Below are 19296 nucleotides of genomic sequence, written 5' to 3'. Positions count from 1 at the left end.
GTATTCACTCTCACGGATTACGCACAGCGGATTGCACACCGCGCGACACCATAAACCCCATCGTGGAGGTCCCCCATGAGTGTCAACACCGAGCTACTCAAGAATAGAGATTTTCGAAATACTCTTTTCGCCATTGGAGCCAACCAGCTCTCAGACTCGATGAGCTATATCACCACGCCCATCATTATTTTGGCGCTGACCGGCTCCCCCGAAGCTGCGAGCATCACCCTCTTCGTCGCGGGTGTTCTCGCCACCTGCGCCGGAGCGGTATCTGGAACGTGGGTCGACAGAATCGGCCCCTCAAAGTGCCTGGCACTGTCCTGCATTGGCCAGGCGCTGTCCTGGGTGGCAATTCTTCTCTACCTCGTTTTCAACGTCACCAATATTTACGTTTTGGTGATTACGATTTCTCTCGCCGCCATCATTTCCACCTTCGACTACCCGAGCGAGCAGTCCATCATCACCCGCGTGGTACCCAAGGAACACCTGGGGTACGCCTCCGGTATGGGCGAGACGCGTGAGTCCACTGCCAACCTGCTGGGCGGCCCGGTCGCCGGCATTATTATCGGCTTCTCCACTGTGCTCATGACTGCCGTTCACGCGGTCGTTAACCTGCTGGCGTTCATCGTCGCACCCAAGAGCTACGGTGCTAGTCGGCAGCCCGCAGAAGAGGAAGAGGGCGAGAAAACCAGCTTCTGGCAGGACTCAAAAGCCGGTTTCGAGTACATCCTGAAGAACAAGGTGCTGGTGTCCATCGCGTTCGTTTCAACGCTTGCGAACTTTGGCACGGTCGGTATTCCGCTGACCTTCATCTACTACTACACCCTGGAGGGTGCGCACCCGCTCTTCATCGGCATCTTTGCGAGCGCCTTCGGCGTGGGCGTGCTGCTCGGCTCGTTCCTGGTCGGCCCACTAACCGAGAAGTTTGCGCTCGGCCCGCTGGGCATTACCTCACTTGCCATCATGTCGGTCTGCTATCTGTTGCTGCCGGTGGTTCATTCGATGCTGTGGGCAGTCTGCCTACTGATTGTGCTGGCGGGCGTCGTGCTCCCCTCCTTCAATTCGAGCATCATTGCGTACATCAACGCCTCCACCCCGGAGCACATGATTGGTCGCGTGCATTCGGTGCAGGGCATCCCGAACATGGCGCTGACCCCGCTGGCTGTCCTGCTGGCTGGTTTCCTCATTGTTGATTGGGGTATTACGTACACGGCGCTGTTCTACGCGGTGTTCATTTTCCTGTCGCTGGTGGTGATGGTGTTCCAGAAGCCGCTGCGTCAGCTGCCCCATATCTCGCAGGTAACGAACGCGCAATAGTTCCGCGGTAGCGCCGTCTATCAACTCATCTCAACGCCCCCGAAAGCGAATAATTCAACGTGCACTTGCATGAAAATTATTTTCCTTTCGGGGGTGTTCTACCTCCTTTTGAGGATTTCTGCACACAGTGCACGCTCCCGATAATTCCCCTTATCAATGCGTATTTTACGGGGTTTAAATGTTGTCGGTATTACGGCGAACCTTACGCCGGTTGTTGAAGGTTTTACGGCATAATAAGAAGGTGTTCGTTCTAACCTTTATTCAACGTTCCGCACAGCACTCACTCACTGCACTGTCGGACGAACTCGCAAAGCTCAACCCGCGTGTTGCCTTCGCCCAGACATACCCTGACGAAATTCAGGGCGCCTTCGACCGCGCCAGCGACGCACTACACGCGGCGCTCATTGCCGCGCGCGATAACGGCTTCTGGGTCGGCATCGGAATCGGCGAGCTCAACATCCCCCGCTTCGCAGGCGCACTCGGCGCCGTCAGCACCACCGACTGCACCGGCGACGCCCTCGAATTCTCACGCCTCGCCGTCGAAGAAGCACAGGGAGGCGCACCCGTACGCTGCATCAGCGTCAGCGCCGACAACCGCCACCTCGCCGACCTCGCCGCAGGATCCGCACGCCTGCTCTACCGCGTATGCGCCGACCGCACCGACGCCGAATGGCGCGTCGTCAACCTGCTCGTACCCGGTGTGCGCGGCCAGCAGAAAGCCGCCGCAACCGCGCTCGGCATCACCACCCAGGCGGTCAGCCGCACCCTCGTCCGTTCCCTCTGGCATGAGGAGCAGGCGGCACGCGGTGCGCTCATTGAGCTGCTGACCCGCATTGACCGTTCGCGCCGCCGCGCCACCTAACGCCGCCGCGCATCCCTCATTCTTTCGTGCCTGCCAGCCTTTCGTGCCTGTCAGCGCGGAACCGAACACCTAATCCCGCCCGTGATGGTCGCCCCCTGCCAGGGGTGAACCGCCGGGCGGGACGCTTTTTAAACCCGCGCTGAATGTACGGCGGCTAGCTTCTCCCCTGGCTCGCCGCGCGCTCCCGTAACCACTTCCCCGGCGGGCAAAACCAGAGAAAAGGTAAACTTATCTTTATGCCTCTTTCAGAACTTTCCGTCAGCACCCAGAACTACCTCAAGGAAATCTGGAGCCTCGAAGAATGGACCAAAACCCCTGCCACCGCATCCGCCCTGGCAGAGCGCATGGGCCTGCGCATTTCTTCGGTATCTGACGGCCTCAAGCGCCTCGCCGCCGCCGACCTGATCGAGCATCAGCCCTACGGCGCTATTGAGCTCACTGAAACCGGCCGCTCCTACGCGCTGGCGATGATTCGCCGCCACCGCCTCATTGAGACGTTCCTCGTGGAGACTCTCGGCTACACGTGGGACCGTGTGCACGACGAGGCGGAGGTTCTGGAGCACGCGGTCTCCGACTTCATGGTGGACCGCATCGACACCCTGCTGGGGCACCCGACCCGCGACCCGCACGGCGACCCGATCCCGGACTCTTCGGGGCATATTAGTTTTCCGCAGACCGTGCCGCTGAGCCAGTGCGAACCCGGCGAAACAGTCGTGCTTGAACGCATTAACGATGACGACCCGCGCCTGCTGCGCTACCTGCAGGGCCACGGCTTTGTGCCCGGCGTGCGCCTGCACATTGAGGAGGGTGCGCCCTTCTCGGAGGCGGTGAACGTGAGCGTGGTCGGTGCTGGTTCCGGCAACCTGCACGAGACCGACGCGGCCGGTGCGGTCAAGCCCGGCGGCACCATCATTCCGTTGGGTGCGGAGGCGACCGCCTCCCTGTTTGTGTCCCGCACGGTGCGCTAGATACAGGGCGGTAGCGGCGGGTTTCTAGCCCGGCAATCCGGGCGGGCACGCGCCCCCAAGAACTTCAGAAGACAGCACTAGGCGGAAAGCCCCACGGTGGGACTTTCCGCCTAGTGCTGTATTTGGTGAGTGTATTCAGTGGGCTTCCTTATGAAGCTGACGGCTCAGTTTCTGTCGCAACAGTGCTGAGCCGGCGGGCGCGCATCCTGCCCAGCAGACCGTAGCGCGGGGCGAACACGTACGCCAGGGCGAACAGTATGCCCTGCGTGACGACCACGGCACCGCCGGGAGACACATCCGCGTGGTAACTGGCGTACAGGCCGGTCAGCGTGCCCACCAGGGACACTCCCACGCTCACCGCGAGCATGGGCACGAACCGGTCGGTAATGAGGCGCGCAGTGGAGCCGGGGATAACCAGCATCGCCACGACCAGCACCACGCCCACAATCTGCAACGCCACCACGGAGGTCAGTGCCAGCATAATCAGCAGCAGTGCGCCGAGCAGACGCGGACGCAACCCCACCGCCTGTGCGAAGCCCGGGTCGAAGGCGTACAGCACGAAGTCGCGGCGCTTGACCAGTAGCACGGCGGCAACAATCACCGCGAGGATAGCGACCTGCCAGACGTCCGACCAGGACACACCCAGCACGTTACCGAAGAGAATATGGTTCAGGTCGGTATTCGACGGCGTGACCGAAATCAGCACCAGACCGAACGCGAACATGGTCGTGAACACGATGCCGATTGCGGCGTCTTCGCGCACGCGGCCGCTACGCCGCACCCCGCCGATGAGCGCCACCGCCACGAGCGCGGCAACGACCGCACCCACCGCGAAAGGTGCACCAAAAATGTAGGCGAGCACCACGCCGGGCAGCACCGCGTGCGAGATTGCGTCACCCATGAGCGACCAGCCGAGCAGCACGAGCCAGCAGGAGAGCAGGGCGCAGACGGCGGCGGCAATGACGGTGACCACGAATGCGCGGAGCATGAAGGGCAGGGTCAGCGGCTCCACCAGAAAGTTGAGGATGTCCATTTAGTTCTTCCCTTCCGCAGAGCTGATTGTAGTAGTGCCGGTAGCAACCGGGGCGCCGGCGTCCACCTCCATGCCGAAGGCACGCACCAGGTTCTCGGGGGCGAGCACCTTCTCGGGGGTGTCGTGCATCAGAATCTCACCGCGCAGCAGTAGCGCCTCGTCGGCGAACTGGCGCAGAGTCGCCAAGTCGTGCGTGGAAACCAGCACGGTCGCACCCTCGTCGCGCAGCTGCTCGATGACCTGAATCAGCATCGCCTCGCTACGCTTGTCCACGCCGGCGAAAGGCTCGTCCAGTAGCAGTAGCTGGGCACCCTGGGCGATAGCGCGAGCCACGAAGGCGCGCTTACGCTGGCCGCCCGAGAGCGCCCCGATCTGGCGGTCGGCAAGGTCGGTCAGTTCCACGCGGGCGAGCGCCTCATCCACGGCGGCACGGTCTGCGGCACGCAGGCGGCGGGTGATGCCGAGGTTGCGGTAGCGGCCCATGCTGACGACCTCGCGCACGGAGATGGGGAAGGTCCAGTCAATTTCTTCGCTCTGCGGCACGTAGCTGACGAGCCCGGCGCGGTGATGGTCGGCGTTCTTGCCGCGGCTGCCGCGGTTACCGCCGACGGGCTGCCCGTCGAGGGTGATACTACCGACGTGCATGGGCACGACACCCATGATGGCTTTGAAGAGGGTGGACTTGCCGGAGCCGTTCATGCCGATCAGGCCGCAGATACGCCCGGCGCCCAGGGTGAAGGATGCGCCGGTGAGGGCGCGGACTGGCCCGTAGTTCACGTGCACGTTATCGCAGGTGAGAAGTGACATTCGGTGGCTCTTTCGGGGTTTCTTCGGTGTGTTGATGAGTTGCTTGTGTAAGTGGGTGTTAACGGCGTGGGAGGAGCGGAGCCAAGAAGGCGACCGCCCCTCCTATCCTATCGGGGGTATAGGGTTTACCCGGGGTTTTCGATGCGGGGTTTAGGAGTTGCCCTTGAGGCCCGCCACGATGGTGCGTGCGTCGTAGCGGATCATGTCCAGGTAGGTGGGCACGGGGCCGTTCGCCTCGGAGAGGGAGTCCACGTAGAGCACGCCGCCGAATCGTGCGCCGGTAGCGTCAGCAACCTGGCGCATCGGGTTGTCGGAGACGGTGGATTCGCAGAACACGGCGGGTACCTGGTTCTCGCGCACGTAATCGATCGCGGAGGAAATCTGCGAGGGGGTCGCCTGCTGTTCGGAGTTGACCGCCCAAATGTACTTTTCCTTCAGGCCAGCGTCTGCCGCCAGGTAGGAGAAGGCGCCTTCGCAGGTGACGAGTGCGCGCTGGTTCTCGGGCAGGGTGGAGATTTCCTTGACGAGCTCGTCACGCACGCCCTGCAGCTGCTTCTTGTAGGCTTCGCCGCGGGTTTTGTAGTCGGCGGCGTGGGCCGGGTCGAGGGCGCTAAATTCGCGAATCATCACGTCCACGTACTTTTGCACGTTGCTGGGGCTCATCCAGGCGTGGGGGTTGGGCTTGCCCGCGTAAGCGTCCTCGGTAATGGAGATGGGCGTAACCCCCTCGGAGACGGTCACGTGCTTGGCGTGGGACTCTTCCACGAACTTCGCGAACCAGGATTCGAGGTTCAGGCCGTTGTCGAGCACCAGGTCGGCGGCGTGCGCCTTCTTCAGGTCGGAGGGGGTGGGCTCGTACTCGTGGATCTCTGCGCCGGGCTTGGTGAGGGATTCGACGTTCAGGTCGTCGCCTGCCACGTTGCGGGCGATGTCTGCGAGCACGGTGAAGGTGGTGAGCACGGTCTTCTTGCTACTGCTGCTCTTAGCGCTGTCGGTGGTGCTGGCAGTGTTGCCGCAGCCGGTGAGCACGAGTAGCAGGGTGAGTGCGAGGGCGGCGCAGAGCGCCTGGACGAGGCGGCGTGCGTTGCTGCCTGCGGGGGTGAGAGCGTTCATGAGGCATCCTTCATTGGAAGTCACGGGTTTGAGTATGTGGTTGATGTGTGGGATGTGCCGCGCCGGGACGCTAGGGACACGGTGGTGTCTGCGCAGGCATCATAATGCGCTTTTGCCTGTCGTCCCGGGCGGAATTTAACAATAGTTCGGCTAGGCGAACTTTTCAACTAAGCCATACAGAAAACCTTGAAATATTGACAGAAACCCAGGGGCAGGCGCGCAGGAACAGGCACGCAAAGGCAGAAGTACAGACACAGAAGTACCTACAGATACAGCAAGGAGGCGAGGGACCCCTCCCCCGCCTCCTTACTACACGCGGTTCTACGGCAAGCTATACGCTCGGATTAGTCGGCAATCTCAACCACGACCGGCGTGTGGTCGCTTGCGCCTTCACCGGCGCGTTCCACCTTATCGATCCAGGCACGTTCCACGCGTGCGGCGAGCGCGGGCGAGAACAGCTGAAAGTCAATGCGCATGCCCTCATCCTTGGTGAAGCGGCCCGCCTGGTAGTCCCAGTAGGTGTACTCGCCCGGAGTGTGCGGGCGTACTACGTCCACCATGCCCTCTTCGAGTAGGGCGGCGAAGGCGCGGCGTTCGGGTTCGGAAACGTGGGTCATTTCGTTGCGCAGGAAGTAGTCTATATCCCACACGTCGGCATCCTCGGGGGCGACGTTCCAGTCACCGACCAGGGCAAGCTGCGACTGCGGGTTAGCAGCCAGTTCGTTGTGCACGTTCTGGCACAGCGCCTCCATCCAGTGGAGCTTATAGTCCATATGCGGGTCGGTCAGGCCGCGGCCGTTGGGCACGTAGAGGCTCCAAACGCGCACGCCGCCGCAGGTCGCACCGATAGCGCGCGCCTCCAGCACCTCGGGTTCGCCGGGCTTGCCGAAGTGCGGCTGGTTATCGAAGCCGCGCTGCACGTCTTCGAGGCCAACTCGGGAGGCGATTGCCACGCCATTCCACTGATTCAGGCCAAAGTGCGCAACCTCGTAGCCCATGAATTCGAAAAGGTCGAAGGGGAAGGTTTCGTCCTTGGTTTTGGTTTCTTGCAGGGCCAGCACGTCAACGTCGTGTTCGTCGAGCCAGTCTTCGACGCGGTTCTCGCGGGCGCGGATTGAGTTGATGTTCCAGGTGGCAATCTTCATGCCTTCTAGCTTAGCGGGTGCAGAGCAGGCGCCCTTCATTGCACGGAGGCGATTGCGCGGCGGCACGGGCGCACGCAACCAACCAGAACAGCACACCGCCCGCCTGCACGACCCATTGGGTCGCACCGGCGGGCGGTGAATATATGCGCTAGTCAGCACTGAATCTAGTTAGAGCACTGAATCTAGTCGGTATTACTCCTAGTCAACGGCCTCCTAGTCAACGGTGGGAGTGCCCACAACCTTCAGGCCCTTATCGCCGTACGCCTTGAGCATGTACAGGGCGTCGGAGAAGTACAGGGGGCTGGCAGGGTTCACCACGTCTGCTACACCATCGCCATTGCGGTCAACCTCAGGGTATGCACCCAGGGTGCGGGCTGCCCAACGGTTTTCAGCCTTGAACTGCTCAACCTTCTTAGCTTCGGCACGTAGCGGACGGCGGATCTGGCGCAGGTGTGCGGCACCGTCGGGGCTACCTGCGGCACGATACAGGAACGCGGCGAGGGTGTGGCGGGTGGCGTAATCGTCCGGGTGGAAGAGCCCGTCATCCCAGCCGGAGGTGATACCCGCGTCCGCGGCCCAAATGTACGCAGCATAGTTGGGGTCGGTGGTGGGCACGTCCTTGTAGGGCGAGGTTTTCGGGAGGTCCTTGACGGTCGGCGATCCCGCCATGCGGTAGAGCATTCGCACCAGCTGGCCGCGGGTGACGCTTGCGCTGCTGTGGCGGCGGGTGACGGTGTATTCTTCGCTGCCGAGGTAGCCGTGGCAGACCGCCCACACGCCGGGGGTGGCGCTCATGGTGCCTAGGAACGTAGCGACGCATTCGGCGTAGCTGGGGTCGTCCTTGGGCTGGTGAAGTTTGATGAGGCCGTTGGCTGCGGCAGGTTCGGCGGCGTGAGCTACAGCCTGGTGGGAGGCGATGGCGGAGGTGCCTACGGGTACGGCACCGAGGGCGAGTGCGAGGCTGAGGGCAAAGATGCGGCGTGCGCGGGGAGCGGGTGTGAGCGCTCGAGAAATAACCGGAAACATGGGTTGTCCTTATGTAATTGTGGTTGGGAACCGGCCGGAAGGAACCGATTTTTGGGTCGACCGTGGTGTCGCCAAATGGAGCGAATAGGAAAAGGGAGGAAAGCTTTCGTTGAGGAATAGTAAGAAGCGGCAATGAATAGGGGCTGACGTGCGGCGATGCGGTTTTTGTGTGTGCTACGGGTAGCTATTTCGCATGCTGTCGCACGGCTATGGTGGTGCACAGTGAATGGACTGTTTTACACCACCATAGAAAGTTTAAAGTACATATTGATATTTTATTCAATATTTAATTGAGACTTTTATCAACTAAAAATTAAACATTGTTCTAAATGACAAAGCAGCTGCGAATGGTATGTATTCCATTCACAGCTGCTTTGATTTTTAGCTGATATATAGCGGTATAACGCACCCACTAGGGCACACGCACCTCCCCCGCGATTCACAGGAAAGTCCCGAACCGGTTCGGGCGTGTCTAGTAGCGACCGTCAGCCTCTACTAGCCGCGCATCACGTTATAAGCTTCCTTGGTGAGCTGACCGGCGGGCGAGGTGGAGTGGCGCAGTTCCTCAACCTCAATGACCACGTTCGCGCCAATCTCGCCGGTGATGTACACGCGGCGGCCGAGCATATTACCCTCACCGATGCGGTCGTCCTTGGCGGTACCTTCAGTGATGCGCAGGTCGTAAATCTTGTTTTCAATGTAGAAGCCGTACAGGGAGGCGGGCTTCTCCGGCGGGTTGTAGGAGACGGGCGCGACCATGCGGGTACCGCGCGCGTTACGGCTGATGTACCAGTTGGCGGCCTCGTCGGCACCTGCGGCACCGCTGACGGTGCCAGCCCAGCTGGAGCCTTCCGCTTCGCATCCGATGAAGACGTTGTGCGCCCACTCAACGATCCAGCCGTGACCCGCGTTGGAGCGTGCGGTGCAGCCGATGAACATGTTGCGTTCACCCTGCACAATCCAGCCTGCGCCGGCGTGGCGGGTGGCGGGCTCGTAGAGGGCGTACTTATTGCTGGTGCGGTGGTTGCTGTTGCTGGAGCAGTTCTCGAACTTAGCCTGCGCCGCGTACACCTCGATACCGGCGTAGGAGCCGCCGCTGAGGTTCGCTTCGGCAACGTCTACGCCGCGCAGCTTGTTGTCTGCCGCGCCGGAGTTCTGGCCTTCGTTGGGGCGGCGGGGGTGACCGGCGGGCTTGCCGAGCAGCAGGCCCTGGTTGAGGGTGCGGCGGATGGTCACGTCGTCAATTTTCATGCCCTGGTCGTCCAGGCCGAGCACGGCAACGCCGATGGCGGTGTCCCAGACTTCCACACCGGCGATAACGGGCACGATGTCCGGTTCGTTGAGCATGTCGCCGGTCAGGTGGGTGTGGAAGATGACGCCGGCGACGTTATTCAGCGGGGCGGTGTGCGCATCGAGCGGGTAGCTGCTGATGGGGGTGTTTGCGGCGTTGGTGCGGATGTGCAGGTTGCGTACGCCCATGCGCATGGGCTTGTTGGCGTTGTAGTTGCCGTAGACGGGGGTGGTGTAGCTGCCGACGTGGAACACGCCGGTGTATTCGATGTGGCCGTTGGTGGTGGTGGGGATGGCGCGGTCGGAGTGCGCGATGACGACGGTTGAGGAGCCGTAGCCGAAGATTTCGACGCGGTGCTTGATGTCGATGAAGGGGTAGGAGACGCGGTAGATGCCGCGGGGCAGTTCTACGGATCCGCCGCCGCGTGCGGCGACAGCGTCGACGGCTTTCTGGATGGCTGCGGTGGAGTCTTTGGCACCGGTGGGGTCTGCGCCGTAGTTGATGGCGTTGATGCTCATGGGCGTATCGGGCATGAGGGGCTCAATTCTTTCGATGGGTACCGCGTTCGGTGCTGAAGGCGGCGCGGGTGAGTGAATTGAGTGAATACGGCTGTAAGTGAATACGGCAGCGGTGAATACGGTGCTGCGTGGGTGCAGTGTTGAGTTTGTGTGGTGCGGTGTGTTGGGCGCATTTCTGCGGATGTGTTGGCGTGTGCGAGTCTGTGCACCGGCAGACCTGCCTCCCTGCTCAAGGGTACCGCATTGGGCGTGTGGAGGCGATGACCGGGCACTGTGATGCCTGCTCCCCTACCCCGTTTTTCTACAGTTTTTCGGCTGTTTTGGGTGCGGGTTAAACGTCTGAGGGGCGGGGATTACTCCCCGCCCCTCAGACGTTTAAATATTTTGTAAATTAGTAGACCCAGGTACCACCAGGGAGTTCTTTAAGGGTTTCAGTAGTAAATTTTTGGTACTGTAGCGCATCAATCTGCAAGATGACTTGGTTGCCAAGGGGTCCAGCCGCACAGACCCTACGATTCTTCAGGTTGCTCTCGCTCATTCGCTCGTCAATGACTGAGCCACCAATAATTTGCAGGTCCTTCGTTCCACCCTCAATATAAAACCCATACAGTGAAGCATTGCGATCGTCTTTAGGGTTATGTGAGCGTGGAGCCACAAGCCGTAAACCCGTTGCTCCGTTCATAATGTACCAATTCGCGGCCTCCATCGGTTGTGCTTGACCTCCTACCGAAGCTCCCTGAAAGCTGGAGGACTCACCTAGACAGCCGATGAACTGGCTTTTACCGAGACGCAGAACCCAGCCGTGGCCCCCATTTTCCTGGGCGGTGCAACCAATGTACATGTTTCGTTCACCACGGTTGAGCCACCCGGCACCGGCATGAGCATTCTCAGGAGAGTATATGGTGCTTTTAGGGAGGGTGCGGTGGTTATACCAGCTGCTGGAGAGTTCAAATTTCGTTTGGGAAGCGTACACCTCAATGCCAGCGTATACACCACCGGACTGATTTGTCCCAGAGACGTCAATCATGGAGAACTTATTGTCCGCACCATCAGCGTTCTGGTCTTTAGACTTTCGCAACGGATGACCAACAGGCTTGCCGACTAGTAAACCTTGACGGAGGGCCTTTCGGATACGGAGATTGTGCACCTTCATACCTTGGTCGTCTTTTCCGAGAATAGCTACTCCAATATCAGTACCCCAGATTTCAACGTTAGAAAGTAAAGGAACAGCATCAGGTTCATTTGAGGATTTATCTGGCATCTCAGTGTGAAACAGGACTCCCACGACCTTGGGCATAAGAGGAGTCGTATGAAGCTCCTTCCAAAATGATCCATTAGGGTCTGAGAGAGACAGATTAGACGGGTTTGTACGGATAAATAAGTCTCGAACGCCCATACGCATAGGTTTGTTTTCACCCTTATTTGGGTTTGTCATAGGTACGCTATATGTTCCCGTGTGGAAAACCCCAGTTGTAAATTCAACGGTTTTCTCACCCGTGGCAATAATGCGGGTTGCCTGACCGTGCCCAAACACCTCTACACGATGCTTCAACTCAATGAAGGGGTAGGTGACACGATAAATACCACCAGGAATCTCCACTGAGCCACCGCCTCGTGCCGCTACATCATTAATAGCTTTTTGAATAGCGGCGGTGGAATCTTTAGCCCCCGTAGGGTCAGCGTCATAGTTAAGAACATTGACCGCCATAGGGCTTGTTTTCTCAGAGGCCATGAATCCTCAATTCAAGAAGTAGTGAGTGAATATATCTGCTAGTCAGCAGCTTATATGGGTAGTTTACTGCAATATCCGAGAAATCAATGGGGTATTTATGCACTTAGATATAAATTCATATCATCTTCCACATGAGGGTTATTTTTTATAAATCCTAAAGGTGAGGATTATACTTTCACCTTTTAATCTCTGACAGGCAAAGATACAAGTGACACATTGCCTACATGCAACGGGGTTCAGATTCCTTAATGTGGTGCTAGTATTTAGCTGATTCACTCAACATGTCGTTCTCACATCACCGATTTCTGGAGAGTAACATGACCCCCCTCCCTCGCCCCCTCAAAGCATTGGGGGTAGCAGGTATTGCCGCATCCTTGATGCTGGCACCCCTCCCCGCACATGCGGAAGGGAACAACCTCTACCGCAACCCCAGTAAATTTTATACTGGCGCAGTTAGTGACTGTCTCCTGGATAAGCAATACGGACGCGGCCAGATAGCAGATATCTGGGCATATTGTAATGGCTTGATTTCTACAAACGTTTACGAAATTCCCAATAGTTCTGCCAGCAGAATGGACGTTATCGCTGCTTTATACCGTCTAGCAGGATACCCTGAAGTCAAAAACCTACCTGAAGTATCCCCATACGCAGACGTGGAGACCTATGACCCAACCTACCCTCTTGCTATCTGGGCATCACGTGAGGGAATTACAAGTGGCTGGTCTGATGGCAAGTTCCATCCCAATGATTATGCAACTACCAGCACCGTCATCGCTTTCCTCTACCGTGCTGCCGGTAGCCCACAAAAGCTGTGGTACCGCACATGGGAACATTACAATTACGCAGCTAAAGATATTACCCCCATCGGAAAACCTTTCTGGAAAGAAACTTCCTGGTACACCGTAGCTATCGCTCCGTACCCCAAGGTACCCGTTAACGAAAACGAACCGGATAATCTCAAGACCGCTAAACCCACCACCATCCTTGACAGGAGGACGGTATATTCAATGATTCGAGATTTTCATACTTCCGGGTACCAGGTCGTCGGAACCCACAAATAAAATATGATGCATACGTCTGAGGGGCGGGGATTACTCCCCGCCCCTCGGCGTATGCGTTTTAAGATTTTGTGGTCACGAGCCTCAGCTCACAGAGCCTAACCCGCGAGGATTAGCCCATGAACACGCCGTTGCCGCGCTTCTCCAGCTGCTTCGGCGCGAAAGTCGCGTGGCGAATATGATCCACCTCGATGAGCACGTTATCGCCCATAGCACCGGTCACGTGAACACGGCGGCCAATCATGTTGTTCTCACCAATACGGTCATCCTTCGCGGACGCAGTCGTAATGTGCATATCGCGAATGTTGTTCTCAATGTAGAAACCGTACAGGGAAGCCTTCGCCCAGCTGTAAGGGTTGTGCGAACGAGGAGCCACGAAGCGGCTACCGCGTGCGTTACGGCCAATGTACCAGTTCGCCGCCTCGTCACCTCGAGCAGCGCCGGTAACAGCATCCTGGAAGCTCGAAGACTCACCCAGGCAACCAATGAACTGGTTGTTACCCCACTCCACGAGCCAGCCGTGACCGGCGTTCTCCTGGGCGGTGCAGCCAATGAACATGTTGCGGGTGCCCTGAATGAACCAGCCTGCACCCACGTGGCGGGTCTTCACCTCGTACAGGGCGTTCTTACCCTGGTTGCGCTTGTTGAACCAGCTGGTGGACGCCTCGAACTTGGACTGAGAAGTGTAAATCTCAATACCCGCGTAGGTGCCGAAGCTCATGTTTGCGTCAGAGACGTCAATCATGGAGAACTTGTTATCTGCCGCACCGGGGGTGTCACCCTCACGGGCACGCAGCGGGTGGCCGACGGGCTTACCGACCAGCAGGCCCTGGCGCAGGGTCTGGCGGATGCGCAGCTTGTCAATCTTCATGCCCTGGTCGTCCAGGCCCAGGATTGCAACGCCGATGGCGGTGTCCCAAATCTCGATGTTGGACAGGGTGGGCACTGCGTCCGGCTCACCGGGATTAGCGTCCGCAATGCGGGTGTGGAAGATGACACCTGCAACGTTGTCGACGGGCTGGGTGTGCTTCTCCAGGAAAATCTGGTTGCTCTTAGAATCCAGCGGCAGGTTGTACTTGTTAGTGCGGATGAACAGGTCACGCACGCCCATACGCATGGGCTTGTTCTGGTTGGTGCCACCGCTCATGGGGGTGGTGTAGCTACCGGTGTGGAAAACGCCGGTGCATTCGTAGCTACCGTTCTTGGTGGAGGGGATACCCTTGTCGGTGAAAGCGACGATTCGGGTTGCCTGACCGTGGCCGAAAATCTCGACGCGGTGCTTCATCTCAAGGAAGGGGTAGGAGACGCGGTACATGCCGCCGGGAATCTCCACGGAGCCGCCGCCCTGGGCAGCAACATCGTCGATAGCCTTCTGGATAGCGCTAGTGGAGTCTCGTACGCCGGTCGGATCAGCGTTGTACTTGGAATCGCATACGTTCACGCTCATGATGGTAGCCATGGAGTGTCCTCTTTCTTGGCGGATACAGAACAGCGATTAGCGCATAGATAGTGTCTTCTACGCGCGTCATTAAGCTGAGTGTATCCAGTTGTGTTTGAGTGAATAAGTGGTTTTGAGCTTCCTTCCGGTTGAGGGAGTGAGTCTCTTCCGGTGTGGGATGCGGGCGGGGAGTGAATCCGCTGCATCAATGCTCGTGGGCGGTGTGAGGGAGTGAATCTCAACCGTTCCCATATGAGTCATAAATTCTTGCATACAGGATGCAAATCTGTCTAACCCATCGACAAAACATTCTAGGGCAAAATCGGGGATTTTTCGCCGCTCAACACCCGATAGTGTTGATTGTCTCGCCGGTCACTTTGGTGCAATAGAGTGCAGATAACCCACAGAAAACCAACTGACAAGTACTAATGCCACATTTTGCACGTAAATGCACTAGTCAGAGAGTTTTTCGATGAGTGCGCGCTATATCACTTCATAGACAGATCATCCAGACCCAAAGAACCCATTAAAACCCCTCATCAGAGGCTTATCTCACAGGTTCAGAGGTGCCCGCGCGTATCCGTCGGAGCGCCCATCAGGGAGCCAGCCAAAGAGCCCAGCAACCACCCCGGCAAGCACCCCAGCAGACAGGTTTCAAACCCCCTACTGAACTTCCTTCGCGGAGGCGGCACCCACCACATCCAGGCGCGCATAGCGGCCCGCAAGCCAGGTGCAAATCATCAGCTGAACCTGGTGGAAAATCATGATTGGCAGCATCATCAGACCCAGCGAACCCGCACCAAAAATAATGATCGCCATCGGCAGGCCGGCCGCCAGCGACTTCTTCGAACCGCAGAACTGAATCGTAATGCGGTCGGCGCGGTTGAAGCCCAGACGCTTAGCCAGCTGGTCGGTCAGCCACAGCATGAACACCACAATGATCGCCATGAGCACAATCAGCAGCACAATCTGCCACCACGCCACGCGCGTCCACACGCCCTGCACCACGGAGGCGGAGAACGCCGAATACACAATCATCATGACCGAGAACTTATCAAGCCACTTGGTGGTCGGCTTCTTGGCGAATTCCCCCACCCAGCGGCGCGTCAGCTGACCGAGCACGAACGGCAAGAACAGCTGAATGGCGATATCCAGAAAGACGGTGCCGGAGAACTCAATATGGCCCGTGTTCATCAGCAGCATGGCGAGCAGCGGGGTCGCTACCACACCCACAATCGAAGAGAGCGAGGCGCTCACAATCGCCGCCGCCACGTTACCGCCCGCAATAGATGTAAACGCGATGGACGCCTGCACGGTCGAGGGCACAAAGGTCAAGAACAGAATGCCCATGTACAGCCCATCACCGAGCACAAAACGCAGCGGTGAGAGCGCCAAACCAACCAGGGGGAACAGCACGAAAGTGCAGCTCAAAATCATCAGGTGCAGACGCCAGTGGGTCAGGCCGCGAATAGCCTCCGCGGTGGAGAGGCGAGCGCCGTACAGGTAGAACAGCAGGGCGACCGCGAACTTCGTTCCGGCGCTGAACCATTCGGCGAAGTCGCCGCGCGCAGGCACGATAATGGCGAGGATGACCGCGGTAATGAGCATGGTCAGCAGCGGGTCGAGTTTGATGGAGCGAAGTGATGAAAGCATGGTTTCCATTCTAGAACTGCGGCACACGGCGGATGCAGTGGCGGGCGTGCCTTCTCACCTGGGGGTCACGCGGGGAGAGCTTAGGAGTGCTCAGGAGGCGGTTAACAGCCGAACCCGCCGGAGCGCCTTAGCACCCCGACGGGTTCGTGAAGGTTATTGAGTTGTACGGCTCAGATGAGGCGGTCAGAGTAGGCTCAGCGGCTACTTCTTGTCGCCGTCGAAGCCGTAACCGTACGAGCCGTCCTCAGAGGAGTTGTTGCCGTACTGGCCGTAACCGTACTGCTCGGGCTGGCCGTTAGGCTGACCGGTAGAAGGCTGCTCGGGAGCAGACTGACCTGCACCATTCTGAGCTGCACCGTTCTGACCAGCTGCAGGCTGACCGAAGCCGGGCTGCTGACCGTAAGACGGCTGACCCGGCGCGGGTGCCTGCGGGCCACCGGGCGCACCCGGTGCCGGCATGCCACCAGCGGCGGCGTACGCATCCCAACGCTGACCGTGGAAGGCACGAGCCTGCTCGGTGAGCCAGCCAGCGAACAGCGTAGAGTTCGCATCGAACTTGGGGGCGTTCTCAGGCTTGGAGTACACGTCCACGGTCTCCAGGGTGTGGTCAGCCCAGGTGTCCTGGTGCTCACGCATGAACTCGGTGGACTGAATCGGGTCGGGCCACATGTGTACCGGCTCAGACGCCGGAATCAGCACAGGAACACGCGGTGCGGCATCCTTGACCGGGTTCTCCGTCGGGCGCCAGAACAGGCGGCCCGGCTGGGTGCGGTCACGCAGCGCATGCGCACGCCAGGTGAGAATCGGGTGGCTTGCCAGCAGGTTCACGTACCAGACGGCAAGGCCGCGGTCGGTCACCGCACGGTCGGCAAGCTCATCGAAGTTAACCTGCTTGTTCAGGTACTTACCCGCCGCAAGCACCTTGACGGCGCCCTCAGCGCCCTCGGGGCAGAAGCGGTAGCCGAAGTTGTCGGCGGTGTACTCCTGCGAGCGGGACAGCGCACTCGACAGCGCCGGAATCTGGTTGAACAGCGTAGTGAAAATCAGACGGAAATAGCCGACGTGACCTGCGGCGATGTGGCCAACCTCGTGGCCGATAATGAAGCGCAGCGCCTGCGGGTCACGGGACTTGCCACCGATTTCGAACAGGTCGGAGTACAGGCAGATGTAGCGGCGGAAGCCGTGACCTGCCGCGAAAGCGTTCATGGTGCCGTTACCGAGGATGACGTACGCATCCGGCACACGGCGCAGACCCGCAGCCTCAGCTGCTTCAGCGAGCATCTGGTACGCCTCGGGGAACTGGGTCGGGGTGATGCGCACACCGTGAACACGCTGCTGAGCGTAGTAGATTGCACGAACGATGAAGACGGCAATCGGACCCAGGATGAGCAGGCCAACCGTCTGGAAAATCAGGTCTTCCAGGCTCGCGGAGGTGCTACCGGAAGAAGGTACTCGAACCGAACCTTCACCGGTTGAGCTGAAGACGTAACGCATCATCGAGCTGAACAGGTCGGCAAGCGCCATGAACAGCACAATGTAGCCGACCGCGGTGACCGCGTAGGCGGCGACCAGCCACGGAATTTCGGAGGGGTGACGCAGCGCGTGCAGCACCTTCGGCGGCAGCATCGACTGGTAGGCGAAGAGCTTCGGCTGGGGCAGGGGGCTGACCGGCTTCTGGCGCTCGTCTTCGGGGAGCCAGCCGGCGGAGAGGTCCTGCGGGAGGGGCTCACCGGGGGCACGGAATGCCTGCTGGCCGGGCTGGGCATTGAACTGCCCGCCGGGCTGCTGGTGGTTTTCAGGAGGTTGAGTCATGTCTCGTCCGCTTCGTATCGAGTGTTATCTGATTCCACTCTATCGTTTTTGGGCACTTACTAGTGAATGTGAATACGCTTTTTCTCATAGAATGCCCATTCGCGACGCTACAGTGCGCCACAGCGTAAGGAGCGCACCACCTCGCGGGCATAAGACGGGCATAAAGTAATCCGCCGCGGCACCCATACAGGACGGGCGCCACGGCGGATAACGTTACGCGGTACCGCCTACACGGCGGGGTGCGCGGGGCTTAGAGGCTCTTGACGAGTTCCTCGGTAGCCTCAGCGATAGCCTTCTCCTCGTTGGTGGGGATGACCAGCACCTTGATTGCGGAATCCTCGGTGGAAATCACGCGGGGCTCGGGGGAACGCTTAGCGTTCTCCTCCTCGTTGTACTTGATGCCCAGTGCGCCGAGGCGGTCCAGGACCAGCTTGCGGAAGTCGCCGGAGTTCTCACCGATACCTGCGGTGAAGATCAGGGCCTGTGCGCCGCCAACGACCAGGTTGTAGCCGCCGATGTACTTCATCAGGCGGTAGGAGGTCATGTCCAGTGCGAGCTGTGCACGCTCGTCGCCGGACTGTGCAGCCTCAACGACCTTACGCATGTCGTTGGAGCCAGCCAGTGCGAGCAGGCCGGACTCCTTGTTCAGGATGGTGTCCAGGCGTTCACCGTCAATGCCCTCACGGGACAGGATGGTGGTCAGTGCCGAGGGGTCGATGTCGCCGGAGCGGGTACCCATGATTAGGCCAGCCAGGGGGGTGTAGCCCATGGAGGTGTCGACGGACTTGCCGCCCTTCACAGCGGTCACGGACGCGCCGTTACCGAGGTGAGCAACGATGCCGTTGAACTCGTCGCGTGCGATGCCGAGCATGTCAGCTGCAACGTGGGAGACGTACTCGTGGCTGGTGCCGTGGAAGCCGTAGCGGCGGATGCTGTACTTGTCAGCCAGGTCGTAGGGGATTGCGTAGCGCCATGCTTCTTCGGGCATGGTGGAGTGGAACGCGGTGTCGAAGATAGCAACCTGCGGCAGGGAGGGCCACTTGTGCATTGCTGCGCGCATGCCCTGAACGTGTGCGGGGTTGTGCAGCGGTGCCAGCGGGGAGAGGTCGTCGATCTGCTGGACAACTTCCTCGGTGAGCAGGGTGGGGTGGGTGAACTTCTCTGCACCCTGCACCACGCGGTGGCCGACTGCCTGCAGCTCGCGGCCGTGCAGGACGGGCTCGAGCTTCTCAGACATGATGTCGAATGCGACTTCGTGGTTGGGGACGTCGGTGCCGATGTTTTCGACAAGGCCGGAGGTCAGCATCTGCTCTGCCTCGGGCAGGGAGGTGTCACGCACCTGGTACTTCAGGGAGGAAGAACCAGCGTTCACAACGAGAATAAGCATGAAAGTATCTTCTTTCGTAGTTTTCTTTTCTGCTCCATTCTCGCACTTTTCGAGCCTGCGTGCGAGACGGTCCCGACTGTGTTTTTGGCGGGGGTTTTTGTCACGGGCGGTATCGGGTCATTATCGGGGGCAGGAG

Annotated in this window: 15 protein-coding genes; 4 read left to right on the top strand and 11 right to left on the bottom strand. The window is 59.3% G+C overall.

All coding sequences use genetic code 11. The features are described 5' to 3' along the window. Nucleotides 1-75 precede the first annotated feature (75 nt). From HXO69_RS03905 to HXO69_RS03895, 3 genes are all read left to right on the top strand, one after another. Nucleotides 76-1317 (top strand): MFS transporter, encoded by a 1242-nt coding sequence (locus tag HXO69_RS03905; protein WP_296545427.1) that lies wholly within the window; start codon nt 76-78, stop codon nt 1315-1317. 241 nt (nt 1318-1558) lie between these two features. Then, nucleotides 1559-2179, top strand: coding sequence for a hypothetical protein (locus HXO69_RS03900; RefSeq protein WP_005507641.1), 621 nt, complete (start codon nt 1559-1561; stop codon nt 2177-2179). Nucleotides 2180-2415: 236 nt separating this feature from the next. Continuing rightward, nucleotides 2416-3147: a metal-dependent transcriptional regulator gene (locus HXO69_RS03895; RefSeq protein WP_005504316.1), complete on the top strand. Its 732-nt coding sequence runs from the start codon at nt 2416-2418 to the stop codon at nt 3145-3147. 148 nt (nt 3148-3295) lie between these two features. Here HXO69_RS03895 and HXO69_RS03890 read toward each other — a convergent pair whose 3' ends face one another. The 7 genes from HXO69_RS03890 to HXO69_RS03860 form a co-directional block, all read right to left on the bottom strand. Then, nucleotides 3296-4180 (bottom strand): metal ABC transporter permease, encoded by an 885-nt coding sequence (locus tag HXO69_RS03890; RefSeq protein WP_296545425.1) that lies wholly within the window; start codon nt 4178-4180, stop codon nt 3296-3298. Then, nucleotides 4181-4987 (bottom strand): metal ABC transporter ATP-binding protein, encoded by an 807-nt coding sequence (locus HXO69_RS03885; protein WP_296545424.1) that lies wholly within the window; start codon nt 4985-4987, stop codon nt 4181-4183. A gap of 150 nt (nt 4988-5137) precedes the next feature. Then, nucleotides 5138-6100 carry a metal ABC transporter substrate-binding protein gene (locus tag HXO69_RS03880; protein ID WP_296545423.1) on the bottom strand — a complete coding sequence of 321 codons (963 nt, stop codon included), beginning with the start codon at nt 6098-6100 and terminating at the stop codon, nt 5138-5140. A 344-nt stretch (nt 6101-6444) separates the two neighbouring features. After that, nucleotides 6445-7245 carry an exodeoxyribonuclease III gene (locus tag HXO69_RS03875; RefSeq protein ID WP_070593036.1) on the bottom strand — a complete coding sequence of 267 codons (801 nt, stop codon included), beginning with the start codon at nt 7243-7245 and terminating at the stop codon, nt 6445-6447. A gap of 213 nt (nt 7246-7458) precedes the next feature. Next, nucleotides 7459-8271, bottom strand: coding sequence for an S-layer homology domain-containing protein (locus HXO69_RS08955; protein WP_365668281.1), 813 nt, complete (start codon nt 8269-8271; stop codon nt 7459-7461). 495 nt (nt 8272-8766) lie between these two features. Further along, nucleotides 8767-10095: a glycosyl hydrolase family 28-related protein gene (locus HXO69_RS03865; RefSeq protein ID WP_070846671.1), complete on the bottom strand. Its 1329-nt coding sequence runs from the start codon at nt 10093-10095 to the stop codon at nt 8767-8769. A gap of 376 nt (nt 10096-10471) precedes the next feature. Beyond that, nucleotides 10472-11812, bottom strand: coding sequence for a glycosyl hydrolase family 28-related protein (locus HXO69_RS03860; protein WP_012902748.1), 1341 nt, complete (start codon nt 11810-11812; stop codon nt 10472-10474). 317 nt (nt 11813-12129) lie between these two features. Here HXO69_RS03860 and HXO69_RS03855 point away from each other — a divergent pair, with 317 nt between their 5' ends. Next, a complete protein-coding gene (locus tag HXO69_RS03855) occupies nt 12130-12873 on the top strand; it encodes an S-layer homology domain-containing protein (protein WP_052265068.1) in 744 nt (247 codons plus the stop codon). Between the two features lie 109 nt (nt 12874-12982). On the opposite strand, the gene HXO69_RS03850 is transcribed toward HXO69_RS03855, so the two are convergent. The 4 genes from HXO69_RS03850 to HXO69_RS03835 form a co-directional block, all read right to left on the bottom strand. Further along, a complete protein-coding gene (locus HXO69_RS03850) occupies nt 12983-14329 on the bottom strand; it encodes a glycosyl hydrolase family 28-related protein (protein ID WP_049357441.1) in 1347 nt (448 codons plus the stop codon). A 642-nt stretch (nt 14330-14971) separates the two neighbouring features. Then, a complete protein-coding gene (locus tag HXO69_RS03845) occupies nt 14972-15970 on the bottom strand; it encodes a bile acid:sodium symporter family protein (protein WP_407072257.1) in 999 nt (332 codons plus the stop codon). A 192-nt stretch (nt 15971-16162) separates the two neighbouring features. Further along, nucleotides 16163-17773, bottom strand: coding sequence for a M48 family metallopeptidase (locus HXO69_RS03840; protein ID WP_296545417.1), 1611 nt, complete (start codon nt 17771-17773; stop codon nt 16163-16165). A gap of 250 nt (nt 17774-18023) precedes the next feature. After that, nucleotides 18024-19160: an acetate/propionate family kinase gene (locus tag HXO69_RS03835; RefSeq protein ID WP_005504300.1), complete on the bottom strand. Its 1137-nt coding sequence runs from the start codon at nt 19158-19160 to the stop codon at nt 18024-18026. Between the last annotated feature and the right edge of the window lie 136 nt (nt 19161-19296).

This window comes from Rothia sp. (in: high G+C Gram-positive bacteria) (genome assembly GCF_015265375.1).
Taxonomy (GTDB): domain Bacteria; phylum Actinomycetota; class Actinomycetes; order Actinomycetales; family Micrococcaceae; genus Rothia.
The sequence above is the reverse complement of the archived record's forward strand: the minus strand, read 5'-3'. Positions and strand labels throughout refer to the sequence as shown.